General features: G+C 56.1%; 19 protein-coding genes and 2 tRNA genes. 7 read left to right on the top strand and 14 right to left on the bottom strand.

Going from position 1 to position 20,727, the window contains the following annotated elements:
* Positions 1-100 precede the first annotated feature (100 nt).
* Positions 101-1,603 (bottom strand): peptide MFS transporter, encoded by a 1,503-nt coding sequence (locus SERS4_RS0110435; protein ID WP_017892440.1) that lies wholly within the window; start codon positions 1,601-1,603, stop codon positions 101-103.
* 411 nt (positions 1,604-2,014) lie between these two features.
* On the opposite strand from SERS4_RS0110435, the gene SERS4_RS0110430 reads away from it, so the two are divergent.
* Positions 2,015-2,104 (top strand) — tRNA-Ser (locus SERS4_RS0110430).
* A gap of 221 nt (positions 2,105-2,325) precedes the next feature.
* Positions 2,326-2,415, top strand: a tRNA-Ser gene (locus SERS4_RS0110425).
* A 57-nt stretch (positions 2,416-2,472) separates the two neighbouring features.
* Here the strand turns inward: SERS4_RS0110425 and SERS4_RS0110420 are convergent.
* Positions 2,473-2,829, bottom strand: a complete 357-nt coding sequence (locus tag SERS4_RS0110420) for a helix-turn-helix domain-containing protein (RefSeq protein ID WP_012006355.1) — start codon at positions 2,827-2,829, stop codon at positions 2,473-2,475.
* 295 nt (positions 2,830-3,124) lie between these two features.
* Here SERS4_RS0110420 and SERS4_RS0110415 point away from each other — a divergent pair, with 295 nt between their 5' ends.
* Both SERS4_RS0110415 and sdeB read left to right on the top strand, forming a co-directional pair.
* Positions 3,125-4,312 (top strand): efflux RND transporter periplasmic adaptor subunit, encoded by a 1,188-nt coding sequence (locus SERS4_RS0110415; RefSeq protein WP_017892439.1) that lies wholly within the window; start codon positions 3,125-3,127, stop codon positions 4,310-4,312.
* Positions 4,313-4,335: 23 nt separating this feature from the next.
* Complete coding sequence (sdeB, locus tag SERS4_RS0110410; protein WP_017892438.1) at positions 4,336-7,482, top strand: multidrug efflux RND transporter permease subunit SdeB; 3,147 nt, start codon at positions 4,336-4,338, stop codon at positions 7,480-7,482.
* Between the two features lie 86 nt (positions 7,483-7,568).
* Here the strand turns inward: sdeB and SERS4_RS0110405 are convergent, their stop codons facing one another.
* The 9 genes from SERS4_RS0110405 to hinT all read right to left on the bottom strand — a co-directional run bounded on the left by SERS4_RS0110405 (position 7,569) and on the right by hinT (position 14,764).
* Positions 7,569-8,054, bottom strand: a complete 486-nt coding sequence (locus SERS4_RS0110405; protein WP_012006352.1) for an Rrf2 family transcriptional regulator — start codon at positions 8,052-8,054, stop codon at positions 7,569-7,571.
* Between the two features lie 291 nt (positions 8,055-8,345).
* Complete coding sequence (locus SERS4_RS0110400; protein WP_012006351.1) at positions 8,346-8,882, bottom strand: glycine zipper 2TM domain-containing protein; 537 nt, start codon at positions 8,880-8,882, stop codon at positions 8,346-8,348.
* 361 nt (positions 8,883-9,243) lie between these two features.
* Positions 9,244-10,548 carry an NAD(P)/FAD-dependent oxidoreductase gene (locus SERS4_RS0110395; protein ID WP_012006350.1) on the bottom strand — a complete coding sequence of 435 codons (1,305 nt, stop codon included), beginning with the start codon at positions 10,546-10,548 and terminating at the stop codon, positions 9,244-9,246.
* A gap of 332 nt (positions 10,549-10,880) precedes the next feature.
* Entirely contained in the window at positions 10,881-11,423 is a 543-nt protein-coding gene (ycfP, locus tag SERS4_RS0110390) for an alpha/beta hydrolase YcfP (RefSeq protein ID WP_017892435.1), read from the bottom strand.
* A 72-nt stretch (positions 11,424-11,495) separates the two neighbouring features.
* Positions 11,496-12,515 carry a beta-N-acetylhexosaminidase gene (gene nagZ / locus SERS4_RS0110385; protein WP_012006348.1) on the bottom strand — a complete coding sequence of 340 codons (1,020 nt, stop codon included), beginning with the start codon at positions 12,513-12,515 and terminating at the stop codon, positions 11,496-11,498.
* Positions 12,516-12,546: 31 nt separating this feature from the next.
* The gene (locus SERS4_RS0110380) at positions 12,547-13,416 is read right to left on the bottom strand and encodes a phosphotransferase (RefSeq protein WP_017892434.1); all 870 of its coding nucleotides are present in this window, start codon (positions 13,414-13,416) and stop codon (positions 12,547-12,549) included.
* Entirely contained in the window at positions 13,397-13,984 is a 588-nt protein-coding gene (gene lpoB / locus SERS4_RS0110375) for a penicillin-binding protein activator LpoB (protein ID WP_012006346.1), read from the bottom strand. Before lpoB ends, SERS4_RS0110380 begins: the two co-directional genes overlap by 20 nt.
* 27 nt (positions 13,985-14,011) lie before the next feature.
* Positions 14,012-14,401 (bottom strand): YcfL family protein, encoded by a 390-nt coding sequence (locus SERS4_RS0110370; RefSeq protein ID WP_012006345.1) that lies wholly within the window; start codon positions 14,399-14,401, stop codon positions 14,012-14,014.
* A 12-nt stretch (positions 14,402-14,413) separates the two neighbouring features.
* Entirely contained in the window at positions 14,414-14,764 is a 351-nt protein-coding gene (gene hinT, locus SERS4_RS0110365; RefSeq protein WP_026142310.1) for a purine nucleoside phosphoramidase, read from the bottom strand.
* 254 nt (positions 14,765-15,018) lie between these two features.
* Here hinT and SERS4_RS0110360 point away from each other — a divergent pair, with 254 nt between their 5' ends.
* On the top strand, positions 15,019-15,924 hold the full coding sequence (locus tag SERS4_RS0110360) for an ABC transporter substrate-binding protein (protein WP_017892432.1): 906 nt from the start codon (positions 15,019-15,021) through the stop codon (positions 15,922-15,924).
* Here the strand turns inward: SERS4_RS0110360 and SERS4_RS0110355 are convergent.
* Positions 15,921-16,298 (bottom strand): helix-turn-helix domain-containing protein, encoded by a 378-nt coding sequence (locus SERS4_RS0110355; protein WP_017892431.1) that lies wholly within the window; start codon positions 16,296-16,298, stop codon positions 15,921-15,923. The genes SERS4_RS0110360 and SERS4_RS0110355 overlap by 4 nt on opposite strands.
* A gap of 99 nt (positions 16,299-16,397) precedes the next feature.
* On the opposite strand from SERS4_RS0110355, the gene SERS4_RS0110350 reads away from it, so the two are divergent.
* The gene (locus SERS4_RS0110350) at positions 16,398-17,144 is read left to right on the top strand and encodes an SDR family oxidoreductase (RefSeq protein ID WP_017892430.1); all 747 of its coding nucleotides are present in this window, start codon (positions 16,398-16,400) and stop codon (positions 17,142-17,144) included.
* A gap of 52 nt (positions 17,145-17,196) precedes the next feature.
* Here SERS4_RS0110350 and SERS4_RS0110345 read toward each other — a convergent pair whose 3' ends face one another.
* A complete protein-coding gene (locus SERS4_RS0110345; RefSeq protein ID WP_017892429.1) occupies positions 17,197-18,501 on the bottom strand; it encodes an Nramp family divalent metal transporter in 1,305 nt (434 codons plus the stop codon).
* Positions 18,502-18,730: 229 nt separating this feature from the next.
* Here SERS4_RS0110345 and mntR point away from each other — a divergent pair, with 229 nt between their 5' ends.
* Positions 18,731-19,201 (top strand): manganese-binding transcriptional regulator MntR, encoded by a 471-nt coding sequence (gene mntR / locus SERS4_RS0110340; RefSeq protein WP_012006339.1) that lies wholly within the window; start codon positions 18,731-18,733, stop codon positions 19,199-19,201.
* 56 nt (positions 19,202-19,257) lie between these two features.
* Here the strand turns inward: mntR and ptsG are convergent, their stop codons facing one another.
* Entirely contained in the window at positions 19,258-20,691 is a 1,434-nt protein-coding gene (gene ptsG / locus SERS4_RS0110335) for a PTS glucose transporter subunit IIBC (RefSeq protein WP_012006338.1), read from the bottom strand.
* Between the last annotated feature and the right edge of the window lie 36 nt (positions 20,692-20,727).

Here is a 20,727-nt window from a genome sequence, read left to right as displayed (position 1 = left end):
ATTTCCATCCAGACTTCCGCGATTCGTCGGCAGATGCAAGCGTTAAAGCCCAAAACGAAAACAGCCCCGACCAGTGGGGCTGTGTTCATACGGCGGGCTCTCAGGCTGCGACCGGGGTGTCGTGCCTGATTAGGCGGCGCAGCAGCGGGATCAAAATCAGCATCACCACGCCGACACCTGCGGCTCCCCAGCCCAGTACGCTAAACACTTCGCTGTAACCGGGGTTGGTTAACACCGGGGTACTGCCGCTGTTTTCCGGCATCAGGCCCGAGACGTAGCCCGCCAATACCGAAGCGACGCCGGTGACCATCATCCAGCAGCCCATCATCACCCCCTGATAGCGCGGGGGAGCCAGTTTGCCGATCATCGCGTAGCCGATCGGGGAAATCATCAGTTCACCGATGCTCTGCAGCACATAACTGATGGCAATCCATTTAAACGCCACCAGCCCGTCACCGCCGGCCAGGCTGATACCCAACGGCAATACCAGCATCCCCAGCCCGATACAAAACAACGAACCGGAAAACTGCATGGGAATGTCTATTTTGCAGCCACGGGCGCGCAGGCGATTGAACCACCAGGCCATCAGCGGCCCACCGACCACGATCACCAACGTATTGATGTTCTGGATCCATTGCGGTGCCACCTGAATGCCGTAGACATTCAAATTGATGTTGTGCTCGGAGAACAGCATCAGCCCCATTGGCGCCAACTGATACAGCGACCAAAACACCAGCGACCCCAATGCCAGGATCAGATAAGCGGTCATCCGGCGACGCTCGTCACGCGGATGATGACGTAACGTGACCACGCACAGCATCAGGAAAATCAGCACGCCGAGGCCAATGACGAAGTGACCGCTGAACTCGGCGTGGGTCAGCATCACGCGGATAATAGGCACCAACACCACCAATACCGCTAACCCGGCCAGCATGCGCCAGCGATATTCTCCACGGCTGGCGTCATGCAATGGTGTGTTGAGATCGTCCAGAATGCGCCAACGGCTGACGGCGACGATGATTGCCGCCGCATTGCCCAGCGTGGCGAACAGGAACAGCGCGCGGTAGTTTTCGGTCAGTTGGAAATAGCCGGCGACGGTAAAACCGACAAAGAATCCCAGGTTCATCCCGGCATAGTTCCACAAGAAGGCTGATTCACGCCGATCGTCGTCCGGCTTAAAACGCTGGGTCAACATCATATTAATGCAGGTGACGTTCAGCCCACTGCCGGTCAGGAACATCGCCAGGCCCCAGTAGAGCCCCCAAACCCCGGCAACGGCGATCAACGCGCAGCCGATCACCTGCAGCACCATACCCAGTACGAACAGGTTGCGGTTACTGAGGAAGCGCCCACCCAGATAGCCGCCGAACATATGCAAGCCGTAGTTGAACGCCCCGAATACGCCCATCATGGCGTTAGCGTTCGTTTCGCTGAAGCCCAAACGCTTGGTGGCGTACAGTACCAACGTGGAGTACAGCACGGCAAAACCCAGCGTGGCGAAGATTTGGATAAAGAACAGTGCCCCGGCCCCCGGGGGGATGGCATGGCGTTGTGGCGCCGTCGGTGTGGAATCTGACGAAGTCAAAGTGAACCTCTGCTGCATTATTATTTGATAGATCAATCCCTGTCTGCTTATCGCCGGGTCGTTGCCCGGCAACCTGCGCGGCGGTGTGATAATCCTTGCCAAAACCCCGCGCCAGCACCTTTCCATTTAGCGACACATATGACTAATAATCCAGTATTAATGCATATAACAGCACTGTGAACTTCACTGTTGCTGATATATTGAGCTAACGCATACTGAAGCGTTCAAATATTAGCCTGCTATATAATTTTACGCTATGTCTCCCCCCTCAATTGATGCGACATGCCGGCCGATCGCTCGGGAAATCAGCAAATTGCTGCAAGTTTAGCTAAACGGTCATGGTTATGTCACAAGAGGGTTGACGCTGGGATCAGATTCTCCTACATTAGCGCCCGTCGACAGCGCAATGCGTTAGCGATGAAGTAAAACGGTGAGGTGTCTGAGTGGCTGAAGGAGCACGCCTGGAAAGTGTGTATACGCGTAAGTGTATCGAGGGTTCGAACCCCTCTCTCACCGCCATATTCCACGAGAAAGCCTGAACGCAAGTTCAGGCTTTTTTGTTGTCTGCGAGACAGGGAATTCTGCTGCCATCCCCCGCCCCTACTGTTCGCCGCAGTTTTCAGCAAAGCGAACACGGCTTAAGCGGACGCACCGAAACGCCGAAATTCTGCTTGACCGGATCGCCCTCTCTCCCTATAGTAGCGCCCCGTTGCACCAGTGAGCACGCAACGGAAAAATACGGTGAGGTGTCTGAGTGGCTGAAGGAGCACGCCTGGAAAGTGTGTATACGCGTAAGTGTATCGAGGGTTCGAACCCCTCCCTCACCGCCATATTTTACGAAAAAGCCTGAACGCGAGTTCAGGCTTTTTTGTTGTCGGCAATCCGCCTCAATGCGTGTGGCCAGCCGCCATGGATGGCTGCATCACGCCACGGCGCCAGTCGCCCGGGGTTTGACCATAGTGGCGTTTAAAACTGCGATTGAAGGACTGCTGCGAGTCAAAGCCCAGTGAGATCGCCACGCTGACGATCGGTTCGCCGCTGTTGGCCAGGCGCTCCGCCGAGACCCTCAGCTTCTGCATGCGAATATACTCCCCCAGCGCGTAACCGGTCTGGCGTTTGAACATTCGCTGCAGGTGCCACTTGGAATACCCCGCCCGGCCCGCGACGGTGTTGATGTCCAGCTTCTCTTCCAGATTGTTATCAATCCACTCAATCAAATCAGTAATAAAACCCGTGCTGTTCATGCTGACGCTCCCATGACTTGGCAGGTAGATCCGCTGCCCGATGCCATTACGTTGCAGCAGTTTCGCATTAAATGCAATTTTTATTATTGCATTTAACAGAGAGGCACTTCTATAATCCAGCCAATTAATGTAACCGATATTGATACATTAATGTGACAACAATGTGTTTCAAAACCTAACCGTTGCGCCGATGACCGGTGCAACCGCTCTGCCGCCGGTCACAGGCCAGGGAAGTTACCCGGATAACAGGGCCGGGTGTATCGCCAGATCGTGCTTACTACTGGAAAGAAAAATAATGCCAAGCCAGCCAAACTCATTGTTCCATTCACGCCGTCGCCAAAGCGGCATCGGTATCAGCACTCGCCTCTCTGCCGTCGCGTTGCTGGTCGCTCTGCTGGCCGGGTGTGACAACAGCGTCGCTCACAATGCGGCGCCCCCTCCACCGGCCGTCAGCACCGCCGACGTGGTGATAAAACCCATCAGCCAATGGGACGCTTTTAACGGTCGCATCGAGGCGGTGCAAAGCGTCCAGCTACGGCCACGGGTTTCCGGCTATATCGATAAAGTGAATTACACCGAAGGCGATGAAGTGAAAAAAGGCCAGGTGCTGTTCACCATCGACGATCGTACCTACCGCGCTGCTCGTGAGCAGGCCCAGGCCGAACTGGTTCGGGCACGCAATCAGGCGGCACTGGCCCGCAGCGAATCCGGACGTACCGAAAAACTGATCGGTAGCCAGGCAATATCGACCGAGGTGTGGGAACAACGCCGCTCCTCCGCCGCGCAGGCACAAAGCAACGTATTGGCGGCTCAGGCCCAATTCGACCTGGCGCAACTGAACCTCGACTTTACCCGAGTGATTGCGCCGATTGACGGGCGCGCCAGCCGCGCGATGATCACCGCCGGTAACCTGGTGACCACCGGCGACAGCGCCAGCGTACTCACCACGCTGGTGTCGCTCGACAAGGTTTATGTCTATTTCGACGTCGATGAAGCCACTTTTCTGCGTTACCAAAACGATGGGCGACGCACGACAAAACTGCCGGTGAAAGTCGGGCTGGTCGGCGAAGACGGTTATCCGCATCAGGGCATCGTTGATTTTACCGACAACCAACTGAATGCCGGTACCGGCACTATTCGCATGCGCGCCCAACTGGAAAACGCGGAGCGTCGCTTCACTCCAGGGCTATTCGCCCGGGTGCAGATGCCCGGCAGTGCCGAGTTCAATGCCATGTTAATCAACGATAAATCGGTAATGACCGATCAGGATCGCAAGTTTGTTTATATCGTCGATAAGGACGGCAAGGCGCAACGACGCGATATCGAAGTGGGCCGGGTGGCCGGCGGGCTACGCATTGTACAGAAGGGGCTGTCTGCCGGTGACCGGGTGATCGTCGACGGCATGCAAAAAGTGTTTATGCCGGGTATGCCGGTCGCTGCCAAAAACGTGGCGATCAACGCCGACGCTTCCGCGCTTAACTAAGCCCCAGTAAAGGATCCTGATCCATGGACTTTTCCCGTTTTTTCATCGACCGGCCGATATTTGCCGCGGTACTGTCGATTCTGATTTTTGTCGGCGGTGTTATTGCCATCCCGCTGCTGCCGATCAGCGAATACCCGGACGTGGTGCCGCCCAGCGTGCAGGTACGTGCTCAATACCCCGGCGCTAACCCGAAAGAGATCGCTGAAACGGTGGCAACCCCGCTGGAAGAGGCAATCAACGGCGTCGAAAACATGATGTACATGAAGTCGGTGGCCGGTTCTGACGGCGTGCTGGTCACCACCGTCACCTTCCGCCCAGGAACAGACCCCGATCAGGCACAGGTGCAGGTACAAAACCGCGTGGCGCAGGCCGAAGCACGCCTGCCTGAGGATGTGCGGCGGCAAGGGGTGACGACCCAGAAGCAATCCCCGGCCCTGACGCTGGTGGTCCATCTGGTCTCCCCTTCCGGTAAATACGATTCGCTCTACCTGCGCAACTACGCCACTCTGAAGGTCAAGGATGAGCTGGCCCGCCTGCCCGGTATCGGCCAGGTACAGATTTTCGGTGCCGGTGAGTACGCCATGCGTATTTGGCTGGATCCGAATAAGGTTGCCTCACGCGGGTTGACCGCCTCTGACGTGGTTTCCGCCATGCAGGAGCAGAACGTGCAGGTTTCTGCCGGCCAACTGGGTGCGGAACCGATGCCGACCCGCAGTGATTATCTGCTGTCGATCAATGCGCAGGGCCGTCTGCAGACCGAGGAAGAGTTCGGCAATATTATCCTCAAGAGCGGCGACAACGGCGAAGTCGTTCGCCTGCGCGACGTCGCACGCATTGAAATGGGCTCCGGCAGCTACGCGCTGCGTGCCCAGCTCAATAACAAAGACGCGGTGGGGATTGGTATCTTCCAGGCTCCGGGGGCCAATGCTATCGAGCTGTCCAACGCGGTGCGGGCCAAAATGGCCGAGCTGTCGACCCGCTTTCCGGACGGCATGAGCTGGCAATCCCCGTACGACCCGACGGTATTCGTGCGCGATTCGATCAGCTCGGTGGTGGATACCCTGCTCGAAGCGGTGCTGCTGGTGGTTCTGGTGGTGATCCTGTTTCTGCAAACCTGGCGTGCGTCGATCATCCCGCTGCTGGCGGTCCCCATCTCCATCGTCGGTACCTTTGCGGCGCTCTATTTGTTGGGCTTTTCGCTCAACACCCTGAGCCTGTTCGGACTGGTGCTGGCCATAGGTATCGTGGTCGATGATGCCATTGTGGTGGTGGAAAACGTCGAGCGTAATATCGAGGAAGGTCTGTCACCGCTGGCGGCGGCGCACCAGGCAATGCGTGAAGTGTCCGGCCCGATTATTGCCATCGCCGTCGTGCTGTGCGCAGTGTTCGTGCCGATGGCGTTTCTATCCGGCGTCACCGGCCAGTTTTATAAGCAGTTCGCCGTGACTATCGCCATTTCGACCGTGATCTCGGCTATCAACTCGCTGACCCTGTCACCGGCGTTGGCGGCGCTGCTGCTGAAGCCGCATGGCGCACCGAAAGACATGCCATCACGCCTGATTGATCGGTTGTTTGGTTGGCTGTTCCGTCCGTTTAACCGCTTCTTTGCCAGCAGCTCACAACGTTATCAACGTGGGGTTTCCCGGGCGCTGGGCAAACGCGGCGCGGTATTCGTGGTGTATGTGCTGTTGCTGTGCGCCGCCGGGGTGATGTTTAAAACCGTGCCCGGTGGCTTCATTCCGACTCAGGACAAGCTTTATTTGATTGGCGGCGTGAAAATGCCGGAGGGCGCGTCGCTGGAACGTACCGACGCGGTGATCCGCAAGATGAGCGCCATCGGCCTGAGCGTCGACGGGGTGACGGATGCGGTTTCCTTCCCCGGGCTGAATGCATTGCAGTTTACCAATACGCCCAACACCGGCACCGTGTTCTTTGCGCTGGAGTCATTAAGCACCCGTACCCGCAGCGCGGCGCAGATCAATGCCGAGATTAACGCCAAGATTTCACAGATCCAGGAAGGGTTTGCGTTCTCGATTATGCCGCCACCAATCCTCGGTATCGGCCAGGGTTCCGGTTACTCCCTGTATATTCAGGACCGTGCCGGTCTGGGCTATGGCGCGTTGCAAACCGCAATCAACACCATGTCGGGCGCAATCATGCAAACTCCGGGCATGGGTTTCCCAATCTCGTCTTATCAGGCCAACGTACCGCAGCTGGACGCGAAAATTGACCGCGACAAGGCCAAGGCACAAGGCGTGCCGCTCAATGCCCTGTTCAGCACCTTGCAAACCTATCTCGGTTCGTCTTATATCAATGACTTCAACCGCTATGGCCGCACCTGGAAGGTGATGGCGCAGGCCGACGGTCAATTCCGCGACAGCGTGGAGGACATCGCCAACCTGCGCACCCGTAACGATAAGGGGGAAATGGTGCCGATTGGCAGCATGGTCAGCATCAGCACCACCTACGGCCCGGATCCGGTGATCCGTTACAACGGTTTCCCGGCGGCAGACCTGATTGGTGATGCCGATCCGCGAGTACTGTCATCGTCGCAGGCCATGAGTGAACTGACGGTCATGGCCAACAAGCTGTTGCCGAACGGCATGAACATTCAGTGGACCGATCTGAGCTATCAGCAGTCCACCCAGGGCAATGCGGCCATTATTGTCTTCCCGGTGGCGGTGTTGCTGGCCTTCCTGGCGCTGGCAGCCTTGTACGAAAGCTGGACGCTGCCATTGGCGGTGATCCTGATCGTGCCGATGACCATGCTGTCGGCACTGTTCGGGGTCTGGCTGACCGGCGGTGACAACAACGTGTTCGTGCAGGTTGGGCTGGTAGTGTTGATGGGTCTGGCCTGTAAGAACGCCATTTTGATCGTCGAGTTCGCCCGTGAACTGGAGCTACAGGGCAAAAGCATTATGGAAGCGGCTTTGGAAGCCTGTCGTCTGCGACTGCGGCCGATTGTAATGACCTCCATCGCCTTTATCGCCGGGACTATTCCGTTGATCCTCGGGCACGGTGCCGGTGCCGAAGTGCGCGGCGTCACCGGCATCACGGTATTCTCCGGCATGCTGGGCGTCACACTGTTTGGGCTGTTCCTGACCCCAGTGTTCTACGTCACCCTGCGCCGTATGGTGACACGCAAAACGCGGCAACCAGTGGCGGAATAATTCGCCCACTATAGCCACAAAAAAGCCCGGTTTTTTTTAAACCGGGCTTTTCTTTGTCTTATGCTTTATACCGCATCTACCGCAGACTATTTTTCTGCTGTCTCTTCGTCTTTCACGTCTTGCATTGCATATGCCGCGCAGGCACGTTTATCGCCCCGCTCCAGCTCGGCCAGGGAATCCGCTACCGTGTAGCCCGCCAGCACGTTCAGCGATGCCTCTTCCGCTTCGTTCACCACCGACTTGAAATACCAACAGGCGTTGGCACTGACCAGACAACGCGCCGGCCCTTCCGGTCGGGCGGCCCAAATGCGTTTATCTTCGATAACGGAAAGGTAGATATCTCGCAGGGTGATCTGCTCCGCCGGGCGGCCCAGATGAATCGAGCCGTTACGGCCCAGGGTCGAAACGATGATGCCATTTTTGGTCAAGGGCACCATCAGCTTGCGGATAAAACTGGGGTTGGCTTCCAGACCGGCGGCAAGCACCGCGCTGGTCGAACGCACGCCCAGCTTCTCAGCCACGGCCACGCTAAGTACCATTTGCATTGCAGTCGGAAAGCGAAAATCTAACATGTTTTTATCTCTGTCTCCGGGAGACCAAATACCTGGACTGGGCCGGTGCGAGATGACGCCATCACACCCACTCAACTGCACAATAATATAACAAACACTGTTGCACTATTGAAGGTATGCCCGGATAAATCGCACGGATACATTAGGTCGGAAATCACGTCAGAACTGGCCTGGGGATAAAACGGTGGGGATTAAGAATACAGAAACCCGCGTCAATATTAATGCCGCTCGCTTAACTGCGTTAAACGATCAGAACTAACACTGTCCGCGGGTTTAATTCTTGTCTGTTGATTAGGCTTTATTCAGCACCAGTTGGCCGCTTTTATCCAGCGGGATCTGGGTGCCGGGATCGTGGTCCATACGGATCTTGCCCTGCTGAGTGCCAATCTTGTAGGTCACGTCGTAACCCAGCATTTTCTGTGATTTGTCGTAGACCGTTCTGCAACGCTGCTGCGTGCTGGTGGTGCTGTCGTTATTCTGCATCGCACCCTGCACCTGGTTACCGGCGTAACCGCCGCCCAAGGCACCCACCACCGTCGCCACATCACGACCGCGACCACCACCGAACTGATGACCAATAACGCCACCGGCTACTGCACCCAGAACCGAACCGGCAATGCGGTTCTCATCCTGCACTGGCGCACGATGAGTGACGGTTACATTGCGGCATTCCTGACGCGGTGTTTTGATGGTTTCTTTGATCGGCGTTGCGGCAAGAACCTGCGCGTATTGCGGACCCGAAGAAAAAACATCAAGACTGGCCACCGCAGCAATACCCAGAGCTGCTGCAATACCAATACCCACACCGGCTAACATTGACTTGTTCACAGGAAATCCTCCTGAAAGTGTTACCACGCATTTGTACCGGGGATTTTACCGACATTGCACCGCGCTTATTATTTTGCGCATTGGCGGCACGTGGTATTCCGGTTTACGGCGTGCGCGACGCGCCGTCTGTAAACAAGATAAAGTCTGCACAATGTTCCAGAACCTCGCAATAAGACAATGTGACCAAAGATGCTGGAAATCGCCCTTACCCCCAGTGTTTAGGAGGAATCTTAAGATTTTTACCCATAATCACGGGACATTGTGCTGAACAATCAGCCCGTAACTGCCCTATCGCACGGGGACCGGCATAAAAAAACCCACGCGGGCGAACCGGCGTGGGTGGGTCGTTCTCAGGAGACTGTCAGTGCATTTTCAACCGTGGGCGGATCACCCGGTTGATGCCACCGACCAGCATCATCAGGCCGGTTTTGATATAGCCGTGTAAAGCGACCTGGTGCATACGGTACAGCGAGATATAGACGAAGCGCGCAATGCGGCCTTCAACCATCATCGAACCGCGCATCAGGTTGCCCATCAGGCTGCCAACGGTGCTGAAACGGGACAGAGACACCAGCGAACCGTGGTCTTTATACACGTACGGCTTCAGCGTCTGGCCGTTCATCAGCGCCAGAATGTTGGTGAAGCAGCGGGATGCCATCTGGTGCGCCGACTGGGCGCGAGGTGGCACAAAGCCACCGCCCTCTTTCGGACAGGAAGCACAGTCACCGATAGCGAAAATATTCGGATCGCGCGTGGTCTGCAGCGTAGGTTCCACCACCAGCTGATTAATGCGGTTGGTTTCCAGCCCGGCGATATCCTTCATAAAGTCCGGTGCCTTGATGCCGGCCGCCCACACCATCAAATCGGCATCGATAAATTCGCCGCCCTTGGTGTTCAGGCCGTTGGCATCCGCACTGGTGACCATGGTGTTGGTCAGCACGCGCACGCCCAGTTTATTCAGTTCCTGATGCGCGGCAGCGGAAATACGCGGCGGCAGTGCAGGCAGAATACGCTCGCCCGCTTCGACCAGGGTCACGTTCAGCGCGCTGTTGTCCAGGCCTTCAAAACCATAGCTGTGCAGTTGCTTCACCGCGTTATGCAGCTCTGCAGACAGTTCCACACCGGTGGCACCACCGCCGACGATGGCGATATTCACCCGCTCTTTTTGCCCTGGCTGCGCCGAGAACTTGAGGAACAGGTTCAGCATTTCGTTGTGGAAACGACGCGCCTGGTGGGGGTTGTCCAGGAAGATACAGTGATCTTTCACGCCGGCAGTACCGAAATCGTTCGAGGTGCTACCCAGCGCCATCACCAGGATGTCGTAAGGCAGTTCGCGTGCAGGAACCAGTTCAGCACCGTGCTCGTCGCAGATTTGCGCCAACTGCAGGGTTTGCGTTTCGCGATTAATGTTGGTCAGCGAACCCAGCTGGAAATTGAAAGAGTGATTGCGTGCGTGTGCCAGGTAGCTCAGCGCGTCGACGCCGTCATCAAGGGAGCCGGTTGCTACTTCATGCAGCAAAGGTTTCCACAGATGGCTGTGATTGCGGTCCACCAGCGTGATTTCTGCTTTGTGCTTACGACCGAGTTTATGGCCCAGGCTGGTCGCCAGTTCCAGACCACCGGCACCACCGCCGACAATGACGATTTTTTTCTTTGGCGTTGTCAAAATAACCCCCTAAATGTGAACCAATTGTTACCTAAGGGTAAAGAAATAATATCCTTAGAATACATAGGGTTCGCTTAAAATAAACCTGCTATCTGAAGTCAGAATAGCATGTGGGGTTATTTGGTCATACCAAAATTGATGTACATCAAACTTTTTTGGTTAAAGCCTGGACGAAGCGAAATTTTGAGGATTGTGATTCAAATAGTTAGCGCGAGATCACAGTTTTAAATTTTGTCCCTCAACGGGAAAAACGGGGCTTTCAGGCAAAGAAATACCGCAATTCTTGTCTGTTCAGAACAATCATTGCGGCTCTTTCAGGCGTTATGAAACTGTTAAGGCAGGGTCTTGAATGCCTTGATGCGTTGCAGATGTGGCGACAGGTTTTTAAACTTGTGGGTCTGTTGTTCATCCCAGACAATTTCATAGTATTTGTGCAACAGTTCAGCACTGAGCTGGCTGTCCAGCACCTCGTCGTGGCGGGAAAGCACCGCCAGACAGCGATCGCGGTTTTTCTCACGGAAGTCCTCCACGCACTTGGTGGCGATATCGCGATACTCTTCCGGCCGATCGATTTTGCCTTGCATATGTTGTTCAGGAGACAAATTGGGGTTGAAGATCACCTGGCGGATACCGCACAGGAAGCCGATACGTTCGGCCCAAAAACCCCCGAGGCCCACTCCGCAGATCAGCGAATGTTTGTCGCCTCCCTGCTGAACCGCCTTGTCCACTTCTTTCAACAAATGCTGCATGTCATGGCGTGGGTGCAAGGTGCTGTAACTGATAAAGCGTACGTCAGGATCGATAAACTGTAGCTGTAATACCTTTTCATGATTGCCGGGACTGGTGGAATCAAAGCCATGTAAATAGATAATCATCTGGATCCTCGCAACAAACGGAGGGCCGCGCCGCAGCCCTCATCATTTACGCCGCACTACGACGTCCTGGGTTCACCCGGCATTACGCTGTTTGTGCTCTTCCCAGCGTTCGCTGAGCGCATTCAGTTCTTTATGCGCCTGTTGCCAGCGCGCAGAATCACGCAGCTCCTGACGGGTGAACTGACCGCGATGATATAACCGCTTCACCCGCTCTGCTTTGACCGGGGACAGGTTATCCAGCACGCTGACCGCCCCTGCGCGGTTATTACACACCAGGATCATGTCACAACCGGCATCCAGTGCTGCCTGGCCGCGCTCGGCATAACTGCCCATAATCGCCGCCCCTTCCATCGACAGATCGTCCGAGAAGATAACGCCATCAAAGCCCAATTCCTGACGCAGGATCTGTTTTAGCCAGTAAGGCGATCCGCTGGCGGGACGTGGGTCTGCTTCAGTATAGATGACGTGTGCCGGCATCACGGCGTCGAGCAGCTGACGGTTAATCAATTCACGGAAGATCGCCATATCATGTTCACGGATCTCAGCGAGCGGACGCGGATCGCGCGGGGTTTCTTTGTGCGAGTCCGCACTGACGGCACCGTGGCCAGGGAAATGCTTGCCGGTGGTTTTCATCCCGGCGCTGTGCATGCCCAGAATGAAGCGCTCGGCCATCGCCAGCGCCTGCTGCGGATCGCTGTGGAACGAACGCTCGCCAATCGCCGCACTGACGTGGCCAATATCCAGTACCGGGGCAAAACTGATATCGATATCCTGCGCGATCATTTCCGCCGCCATCAACCAGCCCGCTTCCTGTGCCAGACGCCCGCCCTCATGCACTTCGTTTAATGCGGCGAATGACTGCGCCGCCGGCAGACGGGTGAAACCCTCGCGGAAGCGCTGCACACGGCCACCTTCCTGATCCACCGCCACCACCAGCCGATCGTGAGAAGCCTCGCGGATTTGGCGTACCAGCTCGCGCAACTGTTGCGCATCGTGGAAATTGCGGGTGAACAAGATCAGGCCGCCCACCATCGGGTGTTGCAGGATCTCACGTTCTTCTGCGTCCAGCTCATAGCTGGCGACATCTAACATTACTGGGCCCACGGCCACCTCACTTCACTATTTATTCAGAACATGGGGATGTTAAACAAAAACGCCGGTGCAACACTGCGCCCCAGCGCAAAAATTCGGGATCGCCGGTTTGTTGCCAGCGCACTTCAAACCATAACAGCATCAGATAATCTACCCACGGCAACCAACGCTGCACCTGTGCGCTCAGCAAGGGTAAATTTGAGTAGCCGATGCGAGCATAATGCCGCAAAAATCGCAGTTGTTCGGCTGGCGACCAGGCATTGCCGCGAAACAGTGCGGCGATATCCAGCGCGATATCTCCGTCGGCCGCATACTCCCAATCAATCAGCCGCAAGCCCTGGCCCTGTGCAATCAGATTGCCCGGATGAATATCCATATGCAGGGGAGCCAGTTTTAGCGGCGTTGGGGGCCGACGACGCAGAAAACGCTGATGCAACTTTAGCCAGGCGGGTGTCAGGCGTCGGGGATCCAGCTGCTGCCAGTAGCGAGTAAACTGCCGATGCAGGCTCAGCGGGTAACCACTGGGCGACCGTTGATGCAAACCGGCCATCAACTCAGCCAGATTGCCGCCCTCATTCAAGCGGATAAAATTCGCCTCAGTGACAACGTCACCAGTGAGCCATTGCAAGATAATCCACTGATTATTCTGCGCTAAAACCTGCGGCCCAATGTCCTTACCGACACGACACAGCACCCGCGCCTCACGCCGGCGACTGACGCCCAACGCGCTTTTCTCTGCGCTTTGCTGGCGAGCTAATAGCTGCACGCCCTCGCCTTCAATCCGCCAGCTTTCACCGGTCAGTCCCTGCACCGGGCTGAAACGACAACCGGCGGTTTTCACCGCCGGCAGTTCGTGCTCAATCAGTCTTCGCAGTGCGGCTTCAGTGTGTAACGGCGCCATTGCCTGACCAGACGATTTCACCGCTTTGCACCAGCATCAATTGCATATCCAGCGTAGGTGACTTCACATCACCACTGACGTCGCTGTACAGCACATACTGCGCGCTAACGATACGCGCCAGACCAATCGCCTTGCTGCGTGAACCCAGGCTGTCATCCGCCGACAGGCCCAGCGTCTGTTTGGCGGTGGCCAACTGCGCTTCCGGCACGATGGAGAAGGTTTGATTTGAAGCCAAAGCCTTGTGCAGTGCGGAAGTCGCTTTCGCAGTCTGCAATGAACCGTTGGTGTTGTTCTTCACGCTGTCGAGCAGCAGCACGCTGCCCGGATTAACGCCATCGGCTTTCAGCATCTGATTCACCAGCGGCTGTACGCTGCTCAGCCAATCAAGCTGCTGGATCTTTGGCGGTTGCGGCACCGGTTCGGTCACCGGCGGCTGTGGCTCTTCGACCACCGGCGGCGTCACCGGCTCAACGGTTACCGGCGGTTGTGGTTGTTCCGGCTCCGGTGGGCGCGACAGACAACCGGTTAACACCAACGCGGCCAGCGCGACAAATAGATACTTTTTCATTAATCCCTCTCTCAATGAACCAAGAGTTTACAAGAATAGATACAGGCGCACGCGCTTGGCATCGAGGTTGCCATTGAGCGAGTAAATGGTGGCGTCTGAATTTGGCGCAATAGTGATGGTGCGCGGCGCTTCAAAAGGCCGTATATCCAACCCCTGATCGTCATACCAGTAGAAGCGATAGTGCACCGTGACCGGCGTTGGTTGACTGTTGCTGAGTTCCGAAGTCGCCATCACCCGCCCGGAAGCATTCGAAATCGACGGATTGTCTGCCAGAATGCCCGCGGTCAGCACCGGCGAATCCATCACTACCGTCTGGCGGTCGTTAACCGCAATGCCACGCGGGCTGCTACAGCCCATCAGTATGATAGCGGGTAACGTCAGCGCCATCAGACAACGCAGGGGTTTGCTATAGCGCATTATTTTCCTCGATTAGCGTGACAGCAGCGGCCCCAGGGAGCGGCCACCGACCAAATGCATATGAATATGATAGACCTCCTGGCCGCCATGGCGATTGCAATTGATAATCAGACGGTAGCCGTCTTCGGCGATGCCTTCCTGCTCGGCAATCCTGGCGGCGGCGGTGATCATGCGGCCCAGAGCGGCCTCGTGCTCAACGGTGACGTCATTGATGGTGGGGATCAGCACATTGGGTACGATCAGAATATGGGTCGGAGCCTGAGGTGAAATATCACGGAAAGCGGTGACCAGTTCATCCTGATAAACCACATCAGCAGGAATTTCGCGGCGGATAATTTTACTGAAAATCGTTTCTTCGGCCATCTGGCGTTCCTTGTAGAAGAAAATAAGCTGTACGCAGTATGAGTGACAAATTCTACTGCTTTCAACCTGATTGCGCACTTTCCGCGTTGAGTGATGCAGAATCAGACAACCGGTCAGGGTAATCGCGCCGCTGTCAGCGTTGCCCAGCGGCATTCATCTGATTTTTTTTACTTTGGTTATTCACTATTGTTGCTTTACTTGCCTGTTGCCGCCGCCAATAGTAACCCTATGATTAAAAAAGGATAGGTAACCACATGCGAGGCAAAACCCTGGTACTGAGCGCGCTGCTGCTGTGCGGCCACGTAGCGGCTGAAACCAAAAGCATTATTGACCTGCAGGCTAATCAGCAACATTTGCGTGCAGCGAAAAACCCGGCCGCGGTGGCACTGATCCCGGCGAATTACCCTTTTGCCGTACCGGGCAAGCTGACCGTAGCGGTGGCGTCTGAAAACTCCCCGCCGCTGGCGCTGTTTGCCGAAGACAATAAAACGCTGATTGGCAGCGACCCGGATATTGCACAACTGGTGGCGGACAGCCTGGGGCTGGAACTGAATCTGGTGCCCACTTCCTGGGAAGACTGGCCACTCGGGATCAGTTCGGGCAAGTACGATGCCGCCATTTTCAATATTGCCGTCACCAAACTGCGCAAGACCAAGTTTGATTTCGCCACCTACCGCGTGGATACGCTGGGTTTTTATGTGAAATCCACCAGCAAAATCACCTCAATCAACCAACCTGCGGACATTGCCGGGCTGCGGGTTATTGTCGGCTCGGGGACCAATCAGGAAAATATCCTGCTTGGCTGGGATAAACAGAACCGCGCCAACGGCCTGCCGCCGGTGCAGCCAATTTATGTCACCGATGACGCGGCCGCCAACCTGAGCATTCAGTCCGGACGCGTCGACGCCTACTTCGGCCCCCACTCTACCGGCGCCTACAAAGCGGCACTGACCGGCAAAACCAAAATGGTCGGCATTGGACCGAACGTGGCCTATGTGGCGGTGACCACCAAAAAGGATGACGGTCTGGTTGCGGCCATCAATGCCGCCATCAATGGGGTGATCGCCAGCGGCGAGTATGGTCAGGTGCTGGACCGTTGGGGCGAGCGCGATGAGAAGGTCCCACGCTCTACCATCAACCCGCCGGGCATTGGCGACTAATCTTCTATCAACTGGGGTGCGTGTGTGCGCATCCAGTTGGCCAACGAGTCGAGCGTCGGGCGCAGCGTTTTGCCCAGCGGTGTAATCTGGTATTCAACGCGCGGCGGGACTTCCGGGAACACCTGCCGCGTGACCAGGCCGCGCTGTTCAAACTGCCGCAGTTGGCGTGTCAGCTCTTTCTGGGCGATCGGTGCCACGGCACGCTGCAACTCGCTGAAACGCACCGGGCTGTCGATCAGTATCAGTCGGTAGAGGATCGGGATCGCCCATTTCCCCGCCACCAGATTCACAAAGCCCACCATTGGGCAAGGTTCGCCCGCGGCCGGTAACACCGCTAAATTTTTTTCCGCTATCGAACGCCCTGCATCGGTCATTTCATCCCACCTTGTCCCTTAGTATCCAAAAGGTGTCTACTATGCAAAAGGTACTATAGCGCAAATAATGCCTGCATAGACAACAAACGGGAGTGGGCTATGTCACGACTTAAAGGTAAATATGCGTTGATCACCGGCGGCACCAGCGGTATTGGTCTGGAAACTGCGCGTCAGTTTATTGCCGAAGGTGCCACCGTGGCGATCACCGGCCGCAGCCAAAGTGGTCTCGATGCGGCGGGGGCAGCTCTGGGCAAGGTTCTGTTGTTGCGCAGCGATGCCGGGGATATTGCTGATCAGCGTAGTTTGGCACAGCAGCTAGCCAGCCATTGGCCACGTCTCGATGTGCTGTACATCAACGCCGGCGACGTCACCCACCACCCGTTGCAGGAATGGGATGAGCAGAGCTATCAGCGGCTGATGGATATCAATCTCAAGGGGCCGTTCTTTCTGATCCAGTCATTGTTGCCACTGTTGGCCAATCCGGCGTCGATTATTTTGTGTGGCTCGGTCAGCGCGCATATCGGCCTGCCGTTAAGCAACGTTTACGCCGCCAGCAAAGCCGGCCTGCTGTCGCTGGCCAGAACGCTGTCCGGTGAATTGCATCCGCGCGGTATCCGGGTTAACGGCCTCAGCCCCGGTCCGACAGAAACCCCGGCGCTGGGCAAGCTCGGGTTGAAAGATGCCGATGAACAGGCACTGCGCGACGAGATCCGCGCACTGGTACCGATTGGCCGCATGGGCACGGCGCTGGAATTAGCCAAGGCGGCGGTGTTTTTGGCATCTGACGAGTCCGCCTTTATGGTCGGCAGTGAGTTGTTGATCGACGGCGGTGTGAGGAATTTGTAGCAGTGATGGATGGACGTCAAGCCGTGACAGCAACGACTGCACGGCTTGTCAGTTAGCCCAGACCGGGGATAGCAACGCCGAAGGTCTGCAGCAGTAATACCATATTGAGCAAAAGAATAATCACCGTCCCGATGATTGACACCAGGCTGGTCAGGCGACCGTTGACAAATTCGCCCATAATGTCGCGACGGCGGGTGAACATCACCAGAGCAATCATCGGCGCCGGCAGCGCCAGGCTCAGCACCACCTGGCTATAAACCAGGGCATCCGTGGCATTAACCCCTAACGCGACCACGATGAACGCCGGGATCATAGTCACCATGCGGCGGACCCATACCGGAATGCGGAAACCGACAAAGCCCTGCATGATCATCTGGCCCGCCATGGTGCCCACCACCGAGCTGGAAATCCCGGAGGCAATCAGCGACATCAGGAAGATACCGGCGGCGGCGGCACCAAACAGTGGCGTCAGCGTATGATAAGCGGTTCCGATCTCAGCCACATCGCTATTACCGGCATGGAAGGCGCTGGAGGCCATAATCACCATGGCGATATTCACCATCCCGGCGATAGATAGCGCAATCACCACTTCAATATTGGAAAAACGCAGCAGTTTACGGCGCTCGCCGCTGTCACTGGCCGGCGCACGGTGCTGGGTCAGGCCCGAGTGCAGGAAGATGGTGTGCGGCATCACAGTGGCACCAATGATACCGACGGCAATGGTCAACGCCTGTGCATCCGGCAACTGCGGCGTGACCATGCCCATGCCTGCTGCCGCCCAATCGACCGGCACGATAAACATCTCGACCAGATAACACAGGGCAATCACCGCGACCAAGCCGCCGATCATCAGTTCTACCGGACGGAAACCTTTCTTCTCCACCATCAGCAAGGCATAGGTGATCACCGCCGTCACCCCCATGCCTGGCAGCAGCGGCATATTGAACAGTAACGCCAGCGCTATCGCACCGCCGAGAAACTCAGCCAGATCGGTAGCCATTGCCGCCACCTCACTGAGCAACCACATGCCAATGACCACCGGACGAGAAAATTGATCGCGACACATTTCCGCCAGATTGCGGTTGGTGACGATACCCAGCTTGGCCGACAGCGCCTGAAACAGCATGGCGATCAGGTTCGCCATCACCACCACCCATAACAGGCTGTAGCCGTATTTCGAACCGGCCTGAATATTGGTAGCGAAATTACCGGGGTCCATATAAGCAATAGAGGCAATCACTGCAGGGCCGGCGAACAGTAGCGGCGTGAATGCACCACGCTTGCGCCCGGCAAGTGCGTTACCAATTGCCGTATTGGTTCGTTCGGTTAACGATGTGGTGGTTGCCGCATCACGCATGATTTACCCTCAATCTTTTTCTGGTTATTTTTCGCCCAACACTCACAGCAATGTAGCATCGGCTACACTTTATGCAAAATGGAAGATTAACTGCCTTTGTGTACAAATATTTCTTATTGTCATCGAATACGCCAGCCGAATTGATAATGCGTCGTCTTTGGACTAACTTATGGCGGAACTGCATTAACCTGCAACTTACTGGTTTATCGTTTAAAGGACGTCTCAGACTATGGCAACAAGCGCACCAGACGACGCAGAACGCCCCGTGGTGGCTGAAATGCCGGACGAGGCTGAACATGCCCTGCGCTTCACCCGCGCTCGTGAGGCGCAATCCAATGCGCTGATCGAGGACTATGTTGAGCTGATTGCCGACCTGCTGGTCACCACCCGCGAAGCCAGAACCACGGATATCGCCAAACGCTTTGGCGTATCGCACCCTACCGCGATCAAAAACATCGCCCGGTTGAAAAGTGCCGGTCTGGTGGAGTCACGCCCTTATCGTGGGGTTTTTCTGACTGAGGAAGGTGAACAACTGGCGCAGAAGGTACGGCGTCGCCACCGGATTGTGGTTGATCTGCTGGTTTGCCTCGGCGTACCGAATGAAACGGCGGAGCTGGACAGCGAAGGGATTGAACATCACATTTCTAGCGACACCCTGGCGGTGTTTGAACAGTATCTGCAAAAGCACGCAGTAAAATAAATCCTCACCAATAAAAAAGGGAGGCTTTCGCCTCCCTCAAAACTCCCCTGCCTGAATTAATGATTACGGATGTATTCGTCCATATCCGTTTTCAGGTTGTCAGATTTGGTACCAAAGATAGCCTGAACGCCCGAGCCTGCGACAACGACGCCGGCAGCACCCAGTTTTTTCAGGCCAGCCTGGTCAACCTTGCTCACGTCCGCCACGCTAACGCGCAGACGGGTGATGCAGGCATCCAGGTTGGTGATGTTGTCTTTACCGCCAAAGGCCTGTACCAGCGCCGCAGACATTTCAGAACCGCCCTGAGTAACCTGCTCAGAGGCCGTGTCTTCGCGCCCTGGGGTTTTCAGATCCAGCTTGGCAATCAGCACGCGGAAGATGGTGTAGTACACCAGACCGTAGATGATACCGACGATTGGGAACAGCCAGATTTTGCTGCTGTTGCCGCTCAGGACGATAAAGTCGATCAGACCGTGTGAGAAGCTGGTGCCGTCACGCATCCCCAACAGGATACAGATCGGGAACGCCAGGCCAGCCAGAATGGCATGGATTGCGTACAGGATCGGCGCAACGAACATGAAGGAGAACTCGATCGGTTCGGTGATACCGGTCAGGAACGAAGTCAGCGCAGCGGAAATCATGATACCGCCGACTTTAGCGCGGTTTTCCGGCTTGGCTGAGTGCCAGATGGCAATCGCCGCAGCAGGCAGACCGTACATTTTGAACAGGAAGCCACCGGACAGTTTACCCGCAGTTGGGTCACCCGCCATATAACGTGGAATATCGCCGTGGAACACCTGACCTGCTGCGTTGGTGTATTCCCCGATCTGCATTTGGAACGGCACGTTCCAGATATGGTGCAGACCGAACGGCACCAGCGCACGTTCAACCACGCCGTAGATACCAAACGCCACTACCGGGTTCTGATAAGCCGCCCACTGGGAGAAGGTCTGGATAGCCGTACCGATTGGAGGCCAGATAAAGGAAAGCACTACGCCCAGAACGATTGCCGCCAGGCCAGAGATAATCGGCACAAAACGCTTACCGGCAAAGAAGCCCAAATATTCCGGCAACTGAATGCGGAAGAAACGGTTAAACATATAGGCAGCGATGGAGCCGGAGATAATCCCCCCGAGCACACCGGTATCCGCCAGGTGTTTGGCCGCAATTTCTTCAGCCGGCAGGTGCAGCACCAGCGGCGCAACCACCGCCATGGTTTTCACCATGATGCCGTAAGCCACTACCGCAGCTAACGCGGAAACACCGTCGTTATTGGTGAAGCCCAGGGCAACACCGATGGCAAAAATCAGCGGCATGTTGGCGAAAACGGAACCGCCGGCTTCCGCCATCACGTGTGAGACTACCGCCGGTAGCCAGCTAAAGTTGGCGGAACCGACGCCCAGCAGGATACCTGCGATAGGCAATACGGATACCGGCAGCATTAGCGACTTACCTACTTTTTGCAGGTTTGCAAATGCGTTCTTGAACATAGTTGAGTGTGCTCCTGAGTAATAGTGCTTTGCTAC

Source organism: Serratia sp. S4, assembly GCF_000347995.1.
Classification (GTDB): domain Bacteria; phylum Pseudomonadota; class Gammaproteobacteria; order Enterobacterales; family Enterobacteriaceae; genus Serratia; species Serratia quinivorans.
Note: the sequence above shows the minus strand (reverse complement) of the source record. Positions and strands in the feature narration are given on the sequence as shown.